Source organism: Peredibacter sp. HCB2-198 (assembly GCF_045999315.1).
Lineage (GTDB): Bacteria > Bdellovibrionota > Bacteriovoracia > Bacteriovoracales > Bacteriovoracaceae > Peredibacter.
In genome coordinates this window covers 1,336,836-1,354,532 of record NZ_CP174607.1, presented here as the reverse complement: position 1 = coordinate 1,354,532, position 17,697 = coordinate 1,336,836, and the positions used below count along the sequence as shown (strand labels likewise).

Genomic DNA, 17,697 nt, shown 5'->3' with positions numbered 1-17,697 from the left:
AGACACTTATGACTGAAAATAAAAAACAAGAAGAAAAGAAGAACAAGAAGAAAGGGCCGATTCGCTTTGAAGCGATCATTCCGGTATTGGTACTTTCTGCCATTACCTTTATCTATTTCACCTATTACTTTGATCATCACATGAAAAAGCTCATCGAGTACGTGGGCACGCAGGCCAATGGGGCCGAGGTCAATGTGGACTCAGTAAGAACCAGTTTCATCAAAGGGACATTTGACCTTGATCGTCTACAGGTAACAGATAAAGAAAAACCAGCTCGCAATATTCTTGAAATTGGAAACATGCATTTTGGTTATCTTTGGGACGCTCTTCTAAGAATGAAGTTTGTGGTTGAAGATGCAAGCATTAACAATATCCAGCTTTATAAACCAAGAAAGTCTCCAGGTAAGGTCCTTCCTCCGGAGCCCGCAAAGCCAAGTAAACTTAATGAACTTCAAAACGAAGTCATGGCCCAGGTTAAAAATAAATACAGCTCCAATATGTTGGGTGATCTTCTCGCCATCGCAGGGGGCGAGGATTACGAGGCGCAGATTCAACAAATTCGTGGAACTTTGAAATCCGAGGCCCGTGTTAATGCCATGATTGCTGATGTGGATGCTAAAAAGAAATTTTGGGACAATAAGGTAAAAGAACTTTCAGACACTTCAAAGCTTAAGCAGATTGAGACTGAAGTTAATGCCATTTCAAAAGAAAAAGATTTTATGAAGCAGGCCCAGGGCGTGTCTAAACTTAACAACCTTTTGAAAGAAGTTAATAAGCAGTACAAAGAAATTGATAAATCAACGAAACAACTTCAAAGCGAAGTAATCGCTGTTGCCGCCTATCCTAAAGAACTTCAGAGTCTTGTGAATGAAGATATCGCTTCTTTAAAAAACCGCTTCTCAATTCCGAAGCTAGACTTTAAAGACATGGCCATGCACCTCTTTGCTGGCCAATTCGCAGAGTACATAGCCAAAGCACGCAAGTACCAGGCACTTGCTAAGCAATACCTTCCAGAGAAGAAAAAAGAAGAGGACGTGGTTGTGCCACGTAAGCGATCAGAAGGGAAAAACTATCAATTCCCTGTTACGACCGGTTACCCACTCTTCTGGTTAAAACGCGCGGCCATCAGTTCTACGGGTACTGCTGATTCTTACTCCGGTCAGGTTGCTGGTGAACTTACCAACGTGACAACGGCCCCAAAGCAAATTAAAAAACCAATCGTACTTGATGTTCGTGGGGATTTCCCAGGTGTTCAGGTCAACGGTGTGAAAGCAGTGCTGACAGCAGATTTCACACGTGACGTAGGTAAACAATCTGCTCTTATTCAGGTAAATTCTTTTGCCGTTCCTGAAAAACTGTTTGTTGAAAACAAAGACCTTAAATTCGGTTTTAAAAATGCAGTTGGTTCAAGCACGATCTCGGCAGAACTAGTCGAAGAAAAAGTCAAAATGAACTGGAATTCGGCCTTAACAAAACCACAGTTCATGGTTGATACAACTAATAAAATCGCCCGCGAGATGTTGAACAATATTGTGAACAATATCCCGGTGATTAACATCAATGGTACGGCCTCGGGAAGTTTCAATAGCCTAAGTATGCACATCAACTCCAATCTTGGAGACGAGCTTGCTCAAGGGTTCACCCGTGAAGTGGGCAACAAAGTGACTGAGGCACAGAACAAAATTAGTGCTTTGGTTGATGAAAAGATCAATCAACCGAAGGCGGAATTGATGAAACTTATCGGTGGAAACAACGCCAATTTGTCTCAACTTACGAACCTCGAAGAGCTTTATAAGAAGAACGAAGACCGCATTGAGGCAGAAATTGCCAAGTTAAAGTCGGGTGGATCAAATAAGGCCATCGACGATCTTAAGGAAAAAGGTAAAAAGATATTTAAAGGCATTAAATTGTAGGATAAGGCCCCGAAAGGGGCCTTTTTTTATGGCACAAAAACCAGAACCCTTTAGAATGAAACAAAGGGGTTTTTATGTCATTCATTGAAAGGATTCAATGCTATTGTCGTGAGCAGCTTGAGCCAGGCTCCCGTCTGGTCCTTTCATTAATCGTTACCCTTTTTATATACCTCGTTATTCTTCTTGATTTCAAACTTCAAAAATTTGAATGGCACTTCCTCGTCCCCGCCTTCAGTACATTTTTCCTTTTGCTTTATTATCGTATCAGTGATGAATTTAAAGATTTCAAAACCGATCAAAAGTTTTTTCCTGACCGTCCGATTCCATCGGGTCGTTTGAAACTTTCTGATCTTAATGTTCTTTTAATCGCCGTGACCATTATCAGCGTTTTAATGAATGTTATTTTTCCCTACGCGATCATTGAATTCTTATTGGCCCTTTTTTTTACTTTTTGTATGGGTAAGTGGTTCTTCATGGAGAAGACCATTTCAAGTAACCGACTCTATGCCTTTTTCACTCATGCCCCAGTGGGACTTTTTTTATACTGGTACGCCGAGGCCTATCTTTTAAATCAAAATCATCTTTCATGGTCTTTGCCCGAAAAATTATCCATTATCGGTTTTATCGTTCTTCCTGGTCTTTCTTGGGAGATTCTTCGCAAGACCTATCTCCCTGAAGACGAAATGCCGGGCTATCAGATTTATTCAACTATGCTGGGTTTTAAAGGCTCACTTGCCTTTGCCGCTTTATGGGTCATCATTACCATCTTGAACAACTTCGTGATGGTGAGTTTGTTTGAGAGTCTTGATGGAATGAATCTTCCACTATTCATTCTCAACCTACTATTGTTGGTAGTTATATTTTTACATGGGGTAAGGCCACGACTTAAAAACCTTAAACCCGTGGCCGAAATTTATATGGCCCTTCATTTATTTATTCCACTGGCCACTCTCATTTATAAGGCCTGGAGACAACTTCATGTTTAAAGGCAAGGCCGGCTCTCTCAAATTTCTCTCATCACTTGGATTAAATGTTCCTCCCTTCACAGTAATTACTCACGAAGAGTTCGTAAGCTGGGGGGATAAAAAAATCTGGGACGAGCTTTATCAAGCACTCTCAACAACAGATGCCAAGAAAATCGAAAACCTTGCTCAGAGTTTTATTCATTCTGTGCATATTCCTGCATCACGTTTGGAACTTGGAAAAAATGTTCATTATGCGGTGAGATCTTCAGCTTCATTGGAAGACTCTCCTGAACATTCTTTCGCCGGGATCTTTGAAACAAAACTTTTTATCTCTCAAAAACTAAATGAAGCGATTAAGGAAGTTTGGCATTCTCTCTTTCATACCAAGGCCCTGCAATATTGTGTAGACCGAAGACTTTCATGGAGTCTTTTAAAAATGGACATCGTCGTACAGGCGATGATTGATGGGGAGAAGTCTGGCGTCCTTTTTCAGGCGGATCCGCTCGGGAAAATTACGGAACAAACGATTGTGGCGGGACCTGGTCTAGGTCAAGGGATTGTGGACGAAGAGACCGACACCGATCGCTACATTGTAGAAAACAATATTGTAAAAGTGAAACATATCCACAAGAAGCAGCACTACATTGCCTTTGATCAAGGCAGTAACATGCTCATCAAAAAAGAACTTGCCGACGATCAGAGAGAGCTTTCTGCCCTCTCGGATACAGAAATTGAAAAACTTCTCAAGGCCTCTGCAATATTAAGCTCTAAAGTCGAACACTTTCTGGATATTGAGTTCACTTTCAAAAATGGAGAATTGTTTATTCTCCAAGCAAGACCCATTACAACCGTGCCTTCACGTAAACACATTCACATTTTTGATAACAGCAATATTGCAGAAAACTATCCTAAGCAGTCTACCCCGCTTACCTACACAGCATTGGCACGGGGTTATTCAGCTAACTTTAAAAATCTCGTTCGTTACTTAGGTTTTTCCGAAGACGATTTTCGCTACATTAACCACAGTTTGGAAAATCTGGTGGGACAATGGGGTGGTCAGATTTATTACAATTTAAATAATTGGTACTCCGTCTACACTCTCCTTCCCTTTGGAGGCGAAAAGGCAGCTTCCTCTTTTGAAGAAATGGTGGGCATTGGAACATCCGGCATGATTGAAGTGCCTGAGCGCACACTCCTACAAAAGATCCGCATTATCGCCAAGATTTTGCCGAAATTTGCGAGTTTCTATCTGATGGCCGGACGTCACCACCGTAAGTACAAAAAAGAATTTAAAGAGCTTTATGGACGCTTTAACCATGATGCTCATCATGCCAAAGATGCCTTTGAAACCATCCATCTTTTAAGTCGTTTGGATTCTGAGTTCCTCTCGATCATTAAAATTCCGCTTTTAAATGACTTCTTCTCTTCTGTGCTGAATCGCTCCTGTCGAATCCTTGCCGGGCGGCTCGCAGGAAGTCGCGGCGATCAACTTTATAACGATTTATTAAGTCACCGCGAAGACTTGGAAAGCTCTAAAGCGATTTATTCTCTCATTGGTCTCGCTGAAAGCGTTCGCGCAAACCCTGCTGTTGCCAATTTTTTGGAAAAAAACCTCCAAGATCATCACATCCTGGCCCGACTTTTGGAGCATTCTGAGTTTAGAGATTTCTATCATCAGTTTAAGGCGCACCTTGACCGATTCGGTGACCGCTCTCAATGGGAGATGAAAATTGAGGTCCCAACCGCAAGGGAAAATCCGGAGACCACCATCAAGCTTATTTTGGAATACGCCAAAGCTGGAATGAGTGAAGAGTCTCAGCGAAGCCGTGAGCGTGAAAAAAGTGATTATGCTCATAAAGAACTAAGAAAATACTGGTTCACGAAACCTTTCACCTCGCTACTTTTCTGGCAACTATTTAGTAAGTGCACTGAGGCCATTTGTTTCCGCGAAGACGCTCGTTTTGACCGAGTTCGCTTTAAAGGTCTTTCAAGAAAACTCGTTCTGAATCTCGGAAAAAATCTGGTGGCCAAAAAGTGGATTGATCAAACTGAGGACATCTTCTATCTCACGTATGATGAATTGATGTCGCTGGTCTATGACACCTATGGACCGGGTTACTGGAGAGAACTCATTTCTCTTCGGAAAAATCATTTGGAGAAACTAAAAGACCTGAAGCTTCCCGACAGGATCCTAGTGAATGATCTCACCCCAGTCGAAAAAATTTCTGAGAAAAACCAAGTTTTATCCTCGAATTCCGTCCGTGGAGTTCCTTGTTCTGGTGGCGTGATCGAGACCCAATGTGAAGTCGTTCTCGATCTCAATCAGGCCCCTTCTTTGAATGGAAAAATCCTCATCGCAGAAAGAACCGATCCTTCCTGGGGATATTTTTTTGTGGGAGTAAAAGGCATCATCATTGAAAAGGGTTCTATGCTCTCTCATGCGGCGATCATCTCTCGCGAACTAGGCATTCCGTGCATTATTAATGTGAAGAACGCGACAGAAAGATTTAAAAGCGGAATGAAGGTTCGAATGAATGGTGATACGGGTGAAATTGAAATTCTTTAAGGAACAACCAATGGAATCATTTCATTGACTGCGCCATGAATCCGTTGTTCGTATTTTGCAAGAACACAAACACCTGAGCTATTACCACAATCTGTAATTTTGATTAATTCTCGACCATAAAGCATGTTGATCAAAGTGTAGTCATAAGTAACGAACCAAGTCTGGTCAAATTGGTTCTGGGCCCAAACTCGATTATTATCGTCTAAGACATAGGGCCTTCCAACATTGTCCAAAACAAATCCTTTTACTTCATTTAAAGTTGAAGTCCCGTCATAAAGGACCTCCCAAGTGGCACCATTATCTGAAGTTTTCATGACCGTGTAATAAGATTGGGCCAGGACGTCTCCATTAGCGAGACGTTTGAGTGTTTGATAATGTAGGATCTGTGACTCGCGAAAGACTTCTGTAAAAGTCACTCCTCCATCGGTTGAACGATAAATGACCCCTTGATTGACAGGACCCGTACCAAGCTCTCTTACTGAAAGCCACAGAGAACCATCACTGAAGGCCTCCAATGCTCTTGTGTCGCAACCTATACTTCCTGGTTCAATCGGAAAAGTTTGGACCGTACTCCACACCGTCCCATTTGCAGTCCCTTTTCTGAGATCACAAGTAGCACCGTTTTTTCCCATGTAATAAGCAGTTCCGTCAGGTGCAACTGTCACATGGGCCTCATAAAGATAACCCGGATTTACGTCGACCGTATTCCAGGTGACACCATCATCACTTGATTTTCTCAAGTAGAAGCCATCATCACTGGAAACACCACCGACATATATTTCATTCGCTGGACCAAAAGCAATGGCCCCTGCTGTCAGCATGTTACCGGCATCGGTATAGACGTCACTTTGGGTCCAGTTAATTCCATTATCACCACTCTTGATCACCACCCATGGATCCGAGAAAGTATTATCAATAAAACCGACATACCCAACGGCCCATAAATTTCCATTCGCATCTCTCTTAAAATCTTTAAGTTGGGTCCACAAATGTTGCTTAAAGAACACGAGACCTCTTTCACTCCAACTCAAACCATTGTCAGTTGAACGCATATTAATGATCTGATAAGGACTATTATCAAAAACACCAAAGGCCATGATAGATCCATCATTGGCCGGAATCATTGTTACTCCTTCTTTTGCTGGTGTATTACTTTGATACTGAACATTCCAGGTGGTTCCATCATCTGGACTTTGTAAAATGACATAACTGTGTGGTGTTGTATTAAAGTATCCAGTGGAAACAATTTCACCACTGCTTAAGGATTTAATATCTTGCCCTGATGAATTTGCTGGTCCGTTATAAACATTGACCCAGTTCGCTCCCCCATCAGTTGTTTTCGCAATTCTCCAGCTGCCATTATCTCCTGAGAAATATGCCTCCGTTTCGGAGACAATTTCTAAATCACCTCGTAATTGATAAGCACTATTTTGAATGGTTCCGCCCATAATAGTGCCTTCATTGACCCAGTTCCATGTACCTAAGCTGAAGGTTCCTTTCCAGAGTTCACCCAGGTCTGAGACGGCCCAGACAACCCCGGCGGGAGAAATTTTAACCGATGAAAAATAGTCAACAGCAGGCAAACTCCCAATGATTGTCCAGGTCGCCCCATCATTCACGCTCTCTTTAATCACTCCACCCAGTCCATCATATCCGACTGCATATAGAATCCCTGAGGGCCCATGTAAATCAATGTCATAACAAACATTATCTTCTCCTGGGACATTCCCATATTGGTCGACGGTACTCCAGGAGGTCCCACCATTTGTTGTCTTTCTGATGATCCACTCTGAATTATAGAGGGAAGAACCATACTCCCATTGATAACCACACACATATAAGTCATTATTTTTTGCAATCATTGCAAGAGGATGAGATTCCCCTTCCTCATGAGGGGCATAATGATCTACTTGGGTCCAAGTTAATCCCACATCAGATGTTTTATTGATGACCCATCTTTCCCATCCTGGTGAATCACTAACAATACTTGAAATGAAAATATCTCCATTGGCCAAGGTCGCAGAACTAGTCACAAAGTTTTGATCTCCAAAGGCAATCGGAAAATCAATTCTCTCTCCGACCTGAAATCCGGCGATTTTAACATTGTTACTCCCATTCATTCCTGCCCCATCGGTAGCATAAATGTAATGAGTAAGAGGGGCCTGATTCAACGGAACAGAATAGATGAGTGTATTTGGATCAAAAGTTCCAATTCCGTTTGGATCTGTGGTGTAACCAGAGACTCCATTGGAAAATGCAAAAGGAATAGACTCTCCCGCACGAAGAACAGGTTGATCATAGTTCCAAATAAGAGTGGGTTGATTCGTTGGAGCTTCTGTTAATTTTCCATTCATGATCACACGAATAGACGGTTCACAGGAAACCAAAAAGTTGAGGCAACAAAGAATAGCAACGACCAAGAGAGCTCTCATTTAGAAAGACTTATCGACCTATTATTCCTGATGCCAGCCAAAGATTAACTTAAGAGGCCTTTTACTGATAACTGCTCATAGTCTGCAACCTTAAGCTAAACTGAACAATCCCTTCCTGATTTCTGATTATTATTAAATCAGTAATTCCCGTATATTAAGCTACAGGAGGACATATGAATAAGGTCTTGATTGTAGGTATTATGATTTTAATGACTATCGCTATGGCGAAAGCTGAGTCCAATCCTTGTCAGGAGATTCAGCCGGTTCGTGAACCGATCGGAACCTTGCGATAGAGAACATAGGTGTAGCTCTTTCGAGCTACACCCCATTTTTTTCTGATTAGTAAGCGAGTAATTTTCTGAGAGCATCAACCACATTGTTTGTCTGTGGAAGAATCACTTCTTCAAGATCCGGACAGTAAGCTACGTGAGTATCTTCTGAACATACACGAAGGATCGGAGCATCTAGCGTTTCAAATGCTTCTTCATTCACGCGAGCAGCGATTTCACCGGCAAAACCAGATGTCTTATGCTCTTCGTGACAGATAAGAAGACGGTGAGTCTTCTTAAGTGATTTGAACACAGCTTCGAAATCAAATGGAGCGATCGTACGAGCATCAAGGATCTCGATTGAATGGCCTTCTTTCTCAAGCTCTTTAGCAGCTTCAACTGATTTCTGAACCAGGGCACCCCAAGCAACGATTGTTGCTGATTTACCTTCTTTAACTACGCGAGCTTTACCGAAAGGAATCATGTATTCCTCGCCTGGATCAGCAGAGCGGTTGTAACCTTGGTAATAAAGGTGTTTGTGCTCAAGGAACATAACAGGGTCATCACAACGAATCGCTGTTCTTAGAAGACCGATGGCGTCCTGAGCGTTCGACGGGTAAACCACGCGAATACCAGGGTTATGTGTGAATAGAGATTCACCAGATTGAGAGTGGTACATAGCTCCACCGCGAAGGTATCCGCCGATTGGAACACGCACTACCATTGGACATTTAAAGTCACCACCTGAACGGTAGCGAGTAGTCGCCATCTCGTTCTTAAGTTGCATATAAGCGGTCCAGATATAGTCGAAGAACTGAATTTCAACTACTGGCTTAAGCCCTCTCATTGCCATACCAATGGCACGACCGATGATGTTTGCTTCAGCAAGTGGTGAGTTGAAAACCTGGCCAGCTTTAGCGGCCTTCTGAACACCGTGAGTAACTTTGAATACCCCACCCTTACCTTTAAGATCAGGGTTCTCGTATTTTTCAACTTCTGTAAAGTCAGCAACGTCCTCACCGAATACCATCATAAGAGGGTTCTTCTTGATCTCAGACTTTAGAGTCATGTTGATCGCAGTCGCGAGAGGAATATCTTCCTTACCAGAGAACTGAGGAGCCGTATCAAACTCAGACGATGTTGGATCGATGTCTGAGTATAGGTGATCTTTGTAAGTTGATTTATCAGGCCATGCTGTTTCAAGTGCGCGGTTCATAGCATCGCGAACTTCTTTCGTGGCTTCATCCAGGTGGGCCTTCACTTCATCAGTCGTGAATAGACCTGTACCAGTCAGGAAACGTGGGAAAGAGTTGAATACGTCACGGTAATGCTCATCAGCTAGATCGTCTTTCGTACGGTAGTAACCGTGGTCATCAGAAAGAGAGTGAGAATATGGACGAGTCACAGAAGCGTGAACAAGTACCGGGCCGTTACCAGCACGAAGATATTTTTCTACTTCTACCATTGTGTCGTAAGACTCGATTGGACAGTTACCGTCACAAACGAAGATCTTGAGCCCAGGGAAGTTAGCAAGAGCTTTTGAAATTGATCCACCTGGAGTTTGTACCCAAGTCGGAGTTGAGATCGCGTAACCGTTATCTTCAACCATGAATAGAACTGGAAGTTTGTTTACACAAGCAGTTGTTAGACCTTCCCAGAATTCACCTTGAGAAGTTGTACCGTCACCACATGAAACGTAAACGATCTCACGGTCGTTATAAACCGGAGAATCTTTCAGTTTCATTTTTTTAAGGTGAAGACCTGCTTCAGCGATACCTACAGCTTGAAGGAACTGAGTTCCTGTACAAGATGATTTTGAAACGATGTTTAGATTTACGTTACCCCAGTGAGCTGGCATCTGACGGCCGTGAGAAGCAGTGTCGCCAGTGTTACCATTGGCCTGACAAAGTTGTTCATAAACTGAGTGACCAAGACCAAGCACAAGCGCGCGGTCACGGTAATATGGAATGAAGTAATCGTGCTTAGGTTTTAAAACTTTTGCAGTCGCTGAAAGGATACCTTCATGACCAGCACCAGAAATCTGGAAGAAAGCTTTGTTTTGTTTCTTCATGGTGATTTCAGCGTCGTCAGTTTTACGAGACAAATAAATGTTCTTCAAAAACCAAGAAAGATCAGCTTTAGTGAGCTTGTGTTTTTTGATGATGTCGAGTTTCTTATTGTACTCTGGGTTTGATTTCGAATTCACGGCAGTTGCCTCGTTTTCTGAGATGTTTGTGCGCATAGTAATTCCCCTAAAAAAGATGCCCCATCTTACCCTAATTACGAGGGAAAAATCCAGTTTTGAAGGGATGTAGGTATTATTTCTCTATGTGTTGGTAACGCAGGAGATTTACTAGGTAAACGCCTTGAGCGCGGACTGAAAAATACATGATTTGATTATCTTCGGGGTAAATCACTGTAAATTGCCATATTCCCTCTTGAATATGCTTTAAATTCTCGATCTGCCCACGACCTTCCAGAACAATTTCCGGATGATCAACAAGAGCTACGGGACGATTTGATTTGTCTGCCAATCGCAACTGAAAGGTGATTTTACCTTCGGATTTAGACTTGATGCTGATACTCGAATAACGGCGATCCGGCTGACGAAAATCCAGACTCACCTTCTCTTTCAAAAGCTTTCCTTGAACAAAAAAATCAACGCTCTTAGCACTCTTAGACTTGTCCACAATCACATAATAGCGACCATTTAAAATGCGCTCGAGCTTAAAGCCAACTGGCCTCTTGTTCTTCGATTTAAGCACTATTTCAGAGGGGGCCACGTCTACATACTTTCCCTTACTGTCCTTCAGTTGAAGATAAAAATAATAGGTCACAGAATCGTTTTCGTTGGCAGAAGGAAATAGCTGAACAGAACTTTGAGAATGGGCCACTTCCCCTATTTGAATAGGAGATTCAGAGGCCGGAAACCGCTTGATAGGTGTCTCAGCGCACCCGACCAGTAAAATGAATAGCAGAATTAGTCCAATCCTCATATCTGACCTTTTCGGTCAGTCAGTAAAAATACTTGGCCTAAGATTTAATGAAAAAGGGCCCCGAAAGGGGCCCTAAACAAGGAATATTTCTTAATTATTTCAAAGACTTAGTGGCAGATAGTACATCTAGAACAGACCCGTAAGTAGAAAGTGTGCTGAATAGAACCGGAGTTTCAGTTCCAGGCAGGTTCACTTTCAGTTTAGGGTAGCGGCGAGAAGTATCAATCATAAGCGCTTTAACCGCGTCAGCGTCCATTGAAGGATCATATGAAAGAAGAAGTGTCGCCACACCAGCAGCAGTCGGAGACGCCATCGAAGTACCAGAGTAAGTATCGTATGTGTTGTCCGGAGTTGTTGAAAGAATATCAACACCAGGAGCAAATAGATCCACAGTCTTCTTACCGTAGTTAGAGAAATCAGCTGGAAGAGTTAGGCCTTTTTCAAATGAAGAAGCACCAATCTCTAGCCAGTTATTGAAATCACGGCCCTCTTTTGAATAACTTCTTTGAGGGAAGCTTGGAGTAACGTCGTTGTTTTTGTTGTCGTTACCGGCAGCATGAACAAGAAGAACACCTTTTGATTCAGCATAACGAACGGCCTCATCCACCACTTTCTTAAATGGAGAATACATTTTACCGAAGCTCATGTTGATCACGCGAGCACCGTTATCAACAGCGTAACGGATACCATTAGCAACGTCTTTATCGCGTTCGTCACCGTTTGGAACAACTCTTACGGCCATGATTTTTACGTTAGTCGCAACACCTTTAATACCAATCCCGTTGTCACGAACGGCCGCAATTGAACCAGATACGTGAGTACCGTGGCTTGAGTCAGGACCGATAACATCGTTGTTACCATAGATGCGCTCATTCATGTCAGAGTAATTGTCACCAACGATTGAACGAGGGTTAAAGTTCTCATTGTAGTAGTATCTAACTTGGTCACCGTAGTACTCAAGTACGCGGTTAAGACGATCTTCGTTCTGGCCATTAGCAAGAAGCGTGATCATGGTTGTTTTTGCTTTCTTAACTGCTTCATCATCAGACTCAACAGCACGAACAGCCTCAAGAGTCATGGTTGTTACACCAACAGATCTCAGAACTGCCTCAGCTTCTTTATATGAGTTAAGACGAGTTGTGTATGTAGCAACAACACCTTTCGCGGCCTCAAGGTTTTCAGTTACGATTGCTTGAATTTTATCAAGGTGGGCCTGTTGAGCTGGAGTTAGAGTTTCTCCTAACTCCTCTGTGCGGGCCTTAAGTTTTTTCATACGAACGAGTTCACGAGTTACTTCAAGTGAATCAGCGTCAGTTTGAGCAGCAGGATCACCTTTTACAAGACGGATACCGTTTGCAAGAGATGAATCTTCAACCATCTTCGCCATACCATTAGAACCACCGATGAAGTTCCAACCGAAAACGTCGTCCACATAACCGTTACCATCGTTATCAATACCGTCGTTCGCGATCTCACCCTTATTGATCCAGATTTTACCTTGTAGATCTTCGTGGTTAACGTCCACACCGGAATCAATTACTGCAACAATAATGTCCTCAGATTGAGCAACACCAAATTGACGATAAGTTTCTTCAGTACCAACACCTTCAGCGCCTTCGGCCGGAGAAAGGTTGAACCAGTTCTCAGGGCGAACATTTAAAAATGAAGTCGCTGATTTTTGAAGAATTGTACCTTTCGCATTTTTCAGAACGTATTGAGATTGGTTCTGCTTAAAAAGTTTAATATCTTGTTCTGCTTTTGGGATGACTTGTACGCGAGCGAATGCTGCTGTAATAGAAAATGGAAGAGCGAGCGCGAGAAGCGCGGTCTTTGACATCATGGGGATCCTTCCTTTGTTGATGAACTGCCCTCTTTTATGTCCCAATCTCGAAATTCAGACAAGTGTTTAAATTTGCTGTCAGAAGATTTCTTAAATCTGGTGTAATTCTTACACCAACAGAAGACTGGTCGGTGCCAAAAAGACTATAGAATTTTCATTATTTAACCCGGAGGCATTATGAAATTTTTAATCGCATCTCTCACTGTGCTTATGTCTTTCTCAGTCTTCGCTCAACAAAAAATGGGGCCAGAAGCAGTTGAAATGTTTTCCGTTATGAAGCATCCACAGGTCCTAGATTGCTTTGCTCGCGAGAACGTTGATCTCGTTAACATCGAAATTAAAAAAGTTGTCGCACGTTGTCCTGGATGCAATACCTACATCATCACTGGCAACAGAAGAAACATCGACACTCCGAATCCTGAAAAAACTGTCATCTCAATTAAAGGGAAAGCTGTTCGGGGAACCTTCAGAAATTTCGTTCAGACATATACTTGTGATATTAAAAATTAATAATGGAGGGGAAACTCCCCTCCTTATTTTAGATGTGCTCACCGTGCTGAGATAAATCCAGCCCAACGGTTTCGTCTTCCACGCTGACTCGTAATGGTCGAGTGAAATTGCTGATCCAATAAAGAGCATACGATCCCACAAAACAGAAAAGCATCACGAGTATTAAAGCAATACAATGGTTCACGAAGGTCGTGGTCTGACCGTAAATAAGTCCCACGTCTTTGGCAAAAACAGACGTTAAAATCATCCCAACAATTCCACCAAGACCATGACAAGGGAATACATCAAGCGTGTCATCAATGTCGGTCTTCGCTTTTAGCGAAAGCGCAAAGTTTGAAATTGAAGCAGAAATAAAACCAATCAGAATCGCAGCACCTACACTCACAAACCCCGCGGCCGGAGTGATGCCCACCAGGCCAACCACAGCGCCAATACATGCACCAAGTGCCGAGGCCTTCTTACCTCTTAAGCGCTCTAAAAACATCCAGGTAAGCATCGCAACTGCGGAAGCAGTGTTAGTATTCATAAAAGCGAGCGTCGCTGTTTCATTGGCTGCAAGTGAAGAGCCAGCATTGAAGCCAAACCAACCAAACCATAAGAGTCCTGTACCTAAAATCACATAAGGAATTTGATGGGCCTCATGATTAATTTCCTGACGAGGTCCAAGATAAATGGATCCCGCCAGCGCGGCCATACCGGCCGAGATATGCACGACAGTTCCGCCGGCAAAATCTAAAACACCCCAGCCACGAAGAAGTCCATCTGGATGCCAAGTCATATGCGCAAGAGGAGCGTAGATAAAAATAGAAAAAAGAAACATAAAGATGAGATAAGAAGAAAACTTCACTCGCTCAGCAAAAGCACCACTGATAAGAGCTGGAGTAATGATCGCGAACTTCAATTGAAAGAGAGAGAAGAGAGCAAAAGGAATTGTCGGAGCAAAATCCGGATGAGTCACCATCCCAACTCCACGATACATGAAATAGGTCATGGGATTTCCAATGATGCCTCCGATGGATTCACCGAAACAAAGACTGAATCCAATCGCGACCCATGTAACTGAGATCACACCCAGGGCCACCATGGATTGAAGCATGGTCGAAATCATGTTCTTCTTCCGGACCATTCCTCCATAGAAGAATGAAAGACCAGGAGTCATAAGAAGCACTAATCCTGAAGCGGTCAGAAGCCAGGCAGTGTCTCCGTAATTAATGGGACCGCCAGTTTTTGCTTGGGGAACTTCAGGAAGGAATGTTGCTAAAAGGCCACAGAGAAAAATTAGACCGAGATGAACGAGATAGATGGGTTTCATGGCTCCTCCTCGACGACCAAGCATATTGGAGTGGGAGGAGCAGAAGTTTAATTTAATTTAGGATGAAGATTTATTCTACCTCAGCGCATCAGCCATTAAGCTCAATCGCAACTTTGATTGGTCTTTCAACTTCCAGACCTTTACCGGTCAGAAGTTCAATAATCTCAGAAGGGCGAATGCTTGTCCCCTGATTGACCTTCGCAGTCACAAAGATCCCCGGCATGCGACATGGAGAAACTTCGTCGATGATTTCCATGATCTTCTCATTAAGTTCCAGATTACCAGTCGTCATATCTAGAAGCATCGGTCGAATATCTTTATCGAGAAGTTTCTCTTCTTTCTTCGAGTAGGACTGAATAATGATCTGCTCTTGAGATTTTAGATTTTCAACAACAGTTCCAATATCGTTCTTCACTGGAACAAAGTAAGTGAAAGTCTTCGCCGAATCCTGAATTGAAGGAGTCTTCGAGTTAATCACCGAGATCGATTTAAAAATAATCCCCGGCTCGGAGTGAGTCTGAAGACGATTCATCATATCGTCAAAATCAGTCCACTCAGCTGGAACACGAACGTCAAAGTATTCCGTCAATGAACTGATACCTAAAGTAAGGGCCGGTCCGAACGAAAGAAGCGGACGAATATTATAACCTTCAGAGTGAAGAGTTTCGAGCCCTGCACGTTTAAAGATTCGCGTGATTACCTTTTGGAGATCCAGGTGAGAAATGAAAGTAATTGGACCGAGTTTTGAGAACTCAATACGATACTTAAAACCCATCGCTTGATTACGCTTCTCACGAAGTTCCACGATGTCTTTCTTTAAGACTTCAGGTTGAACATAAGGAGCATCTTCAATGGCGTTCATGCCTTTTAAGAAGTCACGGCGCTCTTCCACCATGCCTTTAAGGTCACAGGCCACACCACAGTGGTAACAAACAAGTTTCTTCTTATCGATATCGAAAGTTTTCTCAAGTGATTCAAGGTTTGAATGGTGAACAATCATCCCGTGAACTTTTCCGCACGGAGGAGAAAGACGGTTATGAGTCGCTTTCTTCCATTCGATTTCCAGGAATCTTTCAGTTAGACCAACATCAATGTGGTCCCAAGCGAGTTTCCCATTCATCGGAATCGTGCCAAGGAAGATCTGAGTATCAAGTCCAGACTCCTCTACACATTTCACCCATAGGTCATATTTAAATGTTTCATCCCATCCATCAAAGCGAGCACCTTGAGACCAAGCTTTATAGATGATGTCGGCAATACGTCTGTCACCACGAGCAACAATTCCTTCAAGAGCAGAAATACGTGCCACGTGCTTTCTAAAATTCAGACGATATTTTTCAGCGTGGTCTTTAAGCATGTTCTGTTTGCGTTCAATTTCCGGAAGCGTGATCATATTCGACCACTGAAACGGTGTATGAGGCTTAGGAACGAACGAAGAAACTGAAACTGTCACAGTTGGATTACGAACACCGCACTCAGTGGCCTTCTTACGGGCCTTGGCAGCAGTTTCCATAATTGCCACAACATCCTCATCTTCCTCAGTCGGTAGACCGATCATGAAGTAGAGCTTCATTTTTGTCCAACCACGAGAGAATACGTTCTCGGCAGTCTTAAGAAGATCTTCTTCCGAAACGTTTTTATTAATCACGTCTCTCATTCTCTGAGAGCCACCTTCTGGAGCAAAAGTCAGAGAAGTATTTTTTACTTCGGCCAGCTTATCAAGAATTCTCTCATCTAGCCCGTAAGCACGAAGAGAAGAAATACCAAGCGTGGCATTTTCTTTATGTAATTTATCGAGAAGTTCAAGCACCAGTGGAGTTACTGCAGAATAGTCTGCAGTTGATAGACACGTAAGAGATGCTTCATCGAAGCCCCCGTTCTTAAGTCCATCCATCATCATCTGAACTACGTTCTCTGGATTTCTTTCACGCACTGGACGATAAATCATCCCCGCCTGGCAAAAGCGACATCCTTCCGTACAGCCCCTAGCAAGCTCAACCGAGAAACGGTCAAAGATTGCAGTCATGTGCGGGATCGGAGATTTTGTCGGAAATGGATAATTTGCGAGGTTATCCACAAAGTAGCGTTGAACACGATCAGGAATCACTCCCGCGAATTCAGCTTTTGGCCCAGTCACAACTTCCATCTGAGTCATTGGATCAATGACCGTATCATAAAACTTAGGAACGTAAATTCCTTTCCACTTGGCTAGTTCAAAAAGGATTTCATCACGTTTCATGCCACGAGCACGGGCCTCACCCACAAAGTGAGTCACGCGTGCGAAAAGTTTTTCACCGTCACCAATCACCACAAAATCCATGAAGGGAGCAAGCGGCTCAGGGTGAGTAGCACATGGTCCACCACAGATCACGAACGGCTCGTGTTCTTGACGGTCCTTGGTCCAGATGGAAATCCCACCCAGATCAAGCATGTTTAAAATATTTGAATAACTCATTTCATACTGAAGAGAGAAACCAACAATATGGAAATCTTTAAGCGGTTTAAAATTTTCAAGAGAAACAAGATGCAATCCACGAGAGCGGATTTCTTTCTCCATATCAACCCATGGAGCAAACACACGTTCAGCTAGAAGTGATTGGTGCTGATTGATTTCATCATAAAGGATCTTCATCCCCAAGTGACTCATCCCAATTTCGTAGGTATCAGGAAAACACAGGGCCACACGACCGATGGTCTCGTCCCAATTTTTTTTGGTCACGAAATGTTCGCCACCAATATAACGTGCAGGTTTTTCAACTTTTTCTAGGAAGGAAGCATAAGGATTGTGTGAGGCCACAAAGTCTCCGGCGCTGGTTTGTTTCACTCAAAAATATGGTTGAGTGGAAGGATTCGAACCCTCTATTTAAGAATGAGGATTTTTAACAGATGAAGGT

General features: G+C 42.9%; 10 protein-coding genes. 4 read left to right on the top strand and 6 right to left on the bottom strand.

Annotation, left to right across the window (positions count from 1 at the left end; genetic code table 11):
• Positions 1-8: 8 nt before the first annotated feature.
• From ACJVC5_RS06880 to ACJVC5_RS06870, 3 genes are all read left to right on the top strand, one after another.
• On the top strand, positions 9-1,913 hold the full coding sequence (locus ACJVC5_RS06880) for a TIGR03545 family protein (RefSeq protein WP_408098629.1): 1,905 nt from the start codon (positions 9-11) through the stop codon (positions 1,911-1,913).
• Positions 1,914-1,987: 74 nt separating this feature from the next.
• Positions 1,988-2,899, top strand: a complete 912-nt coding sequence (locus ACJVC5_RS06875) for a hypothetical protein (RefSeq protein ID WP_408098628.1) — start codon at positions 1,988-1,990, stop codon at positions 2,897-2,899.
• Positions 2,892-5,444 carry a PEP/pyruvate-binding domain-containing protein gene (locus ACJVC5_RS06870; protein ID WP_408098627.1) on the top strand — a complete coding sequence of 851 codons (2,553 nt, stop codon included), beginning with the start codon at positions 2,892-2,894 and terminating at the stop codon, positions 5,442-5,444. The genes ACJVC5_RS06875 and ACJVC5_RS06870 overlap by 8 nt, the downstream gene beginning before the upstream one ends.
• On the opposite strand, the gene ACJVC5_RS06865 is transcribed toward ACJVC5_RS06870, so the two are convergent.
• The 4 genes from ACJVC5_RS06865 to ACJVC5_RS06850 all read right to left on the bottom strand — a co-directional run bounded on the left by ACJVC5_RS06865 (position 5,441) and on the right by ACJVC5_RS06850 (position 12,981).
• Positions 5,441-7,798: a WD40/YVTN/BNR-like repeat-containing protein gene (locus tag ACJVC5_RS06865; RefSeq protein WP_408098626.1), complete on the bottom strand. Its 2,358-nt coding sequence runs from the start codon at positions 7,796-7,798 to the stop codon at positions 5,441-5,443. The two genes, ACJVC5_RS06870 and ACJVC5_RS06865, sit on opposite strands and share 4 nt — an antisense overlap.
• 417 nt (positions 7,799-8,215) lie before the next feature.
• Complete coding sequence (locus tag ACJVC5_RS06860) at positions 8,216-10,387, bottom strand: alpha-ketoacid dehydrogenase subunit alpha/beta (protein ID WP_408098625.1); 2,172 nt, start codon at positions 10,385-10,387, stop codon at positions 8,216-8,218.
• Positions 10,388-10,463: 76 nt separating this feature from the next.
• The gene (locus ACJVC5_RS06855) at positions 10,464-11,141 is read right to left on the bottom strand and encodes a hypothetical protein (RefSeq protein WP_408098624.1); all 678 of its coding nucleotides are present in this window, start codon (positions 11,139-11,141) and stop codon (positions 10,464-10,466) included.
• A 94-nt stretch (positions 11,142-11,235) separates the two neighbouring features.
• Positions 11,236-12,981 (bottom strand): S8 family serine peptidase, encoded by a 1,746-nt coding sequence (locus tag ACJVC5_RS06850; RefSeq protein WP_408098623.1) that lies wholly within the window; start codon positions 12,979-12,981, stop codon positions 11,236-11,238.
• A 177-nt stretch (positions 12,982-13,158) separates the two neighbouring features.
• Here ACJVC5_RS06850 and ACJVC5_RS06845 point away from each other — a divergent pair, with 177 nt between their 5' ends.
• The gene (locus ACJVC5_RS06845) at positions 13,159-13,491 is read left to right on the top strand and encodes a hypothetical protein (RefSeq protein WP_408098622.1); all 333 of its coding nucleotides are present in this window, start codon (positions 13,159-13,161) and stop codon (positions 13,489-13,491) included.
• Between the two features lie 28 nt (positions 13,492-13,519).
• Here ACJVC5_RS06845 and ACJVC5_RS06840 read toward each other — a convergent pair whose 3' ends face one another.
• Positions 13,520-14,803, bottom strand: a complete 1,284-nt coding sequence (locus tag ACJVC5_RS06840; RefSeq protein ID WP_408098621.1) for an ammonium transporter — start codon at positions 14,801-14,803, stop codon at positions 13,520-13,522.
• An 88-nt stretch (positions 14,804-14,891) separates the two neighbouring features.
• A complete protein-coding gene (locus ACJVC5_RS06835; RefSeq protein WP_408098620.1) occupies positions 14,892-17,627 on the bottom strand; it encodes a TIGR03960 family B12-binding radical SAM protein in 2,736 nt (911 codons plus the stop codon).
• Between the last annotated feature and the right edge of the window lie 70 nt (positions 17,628-17,697).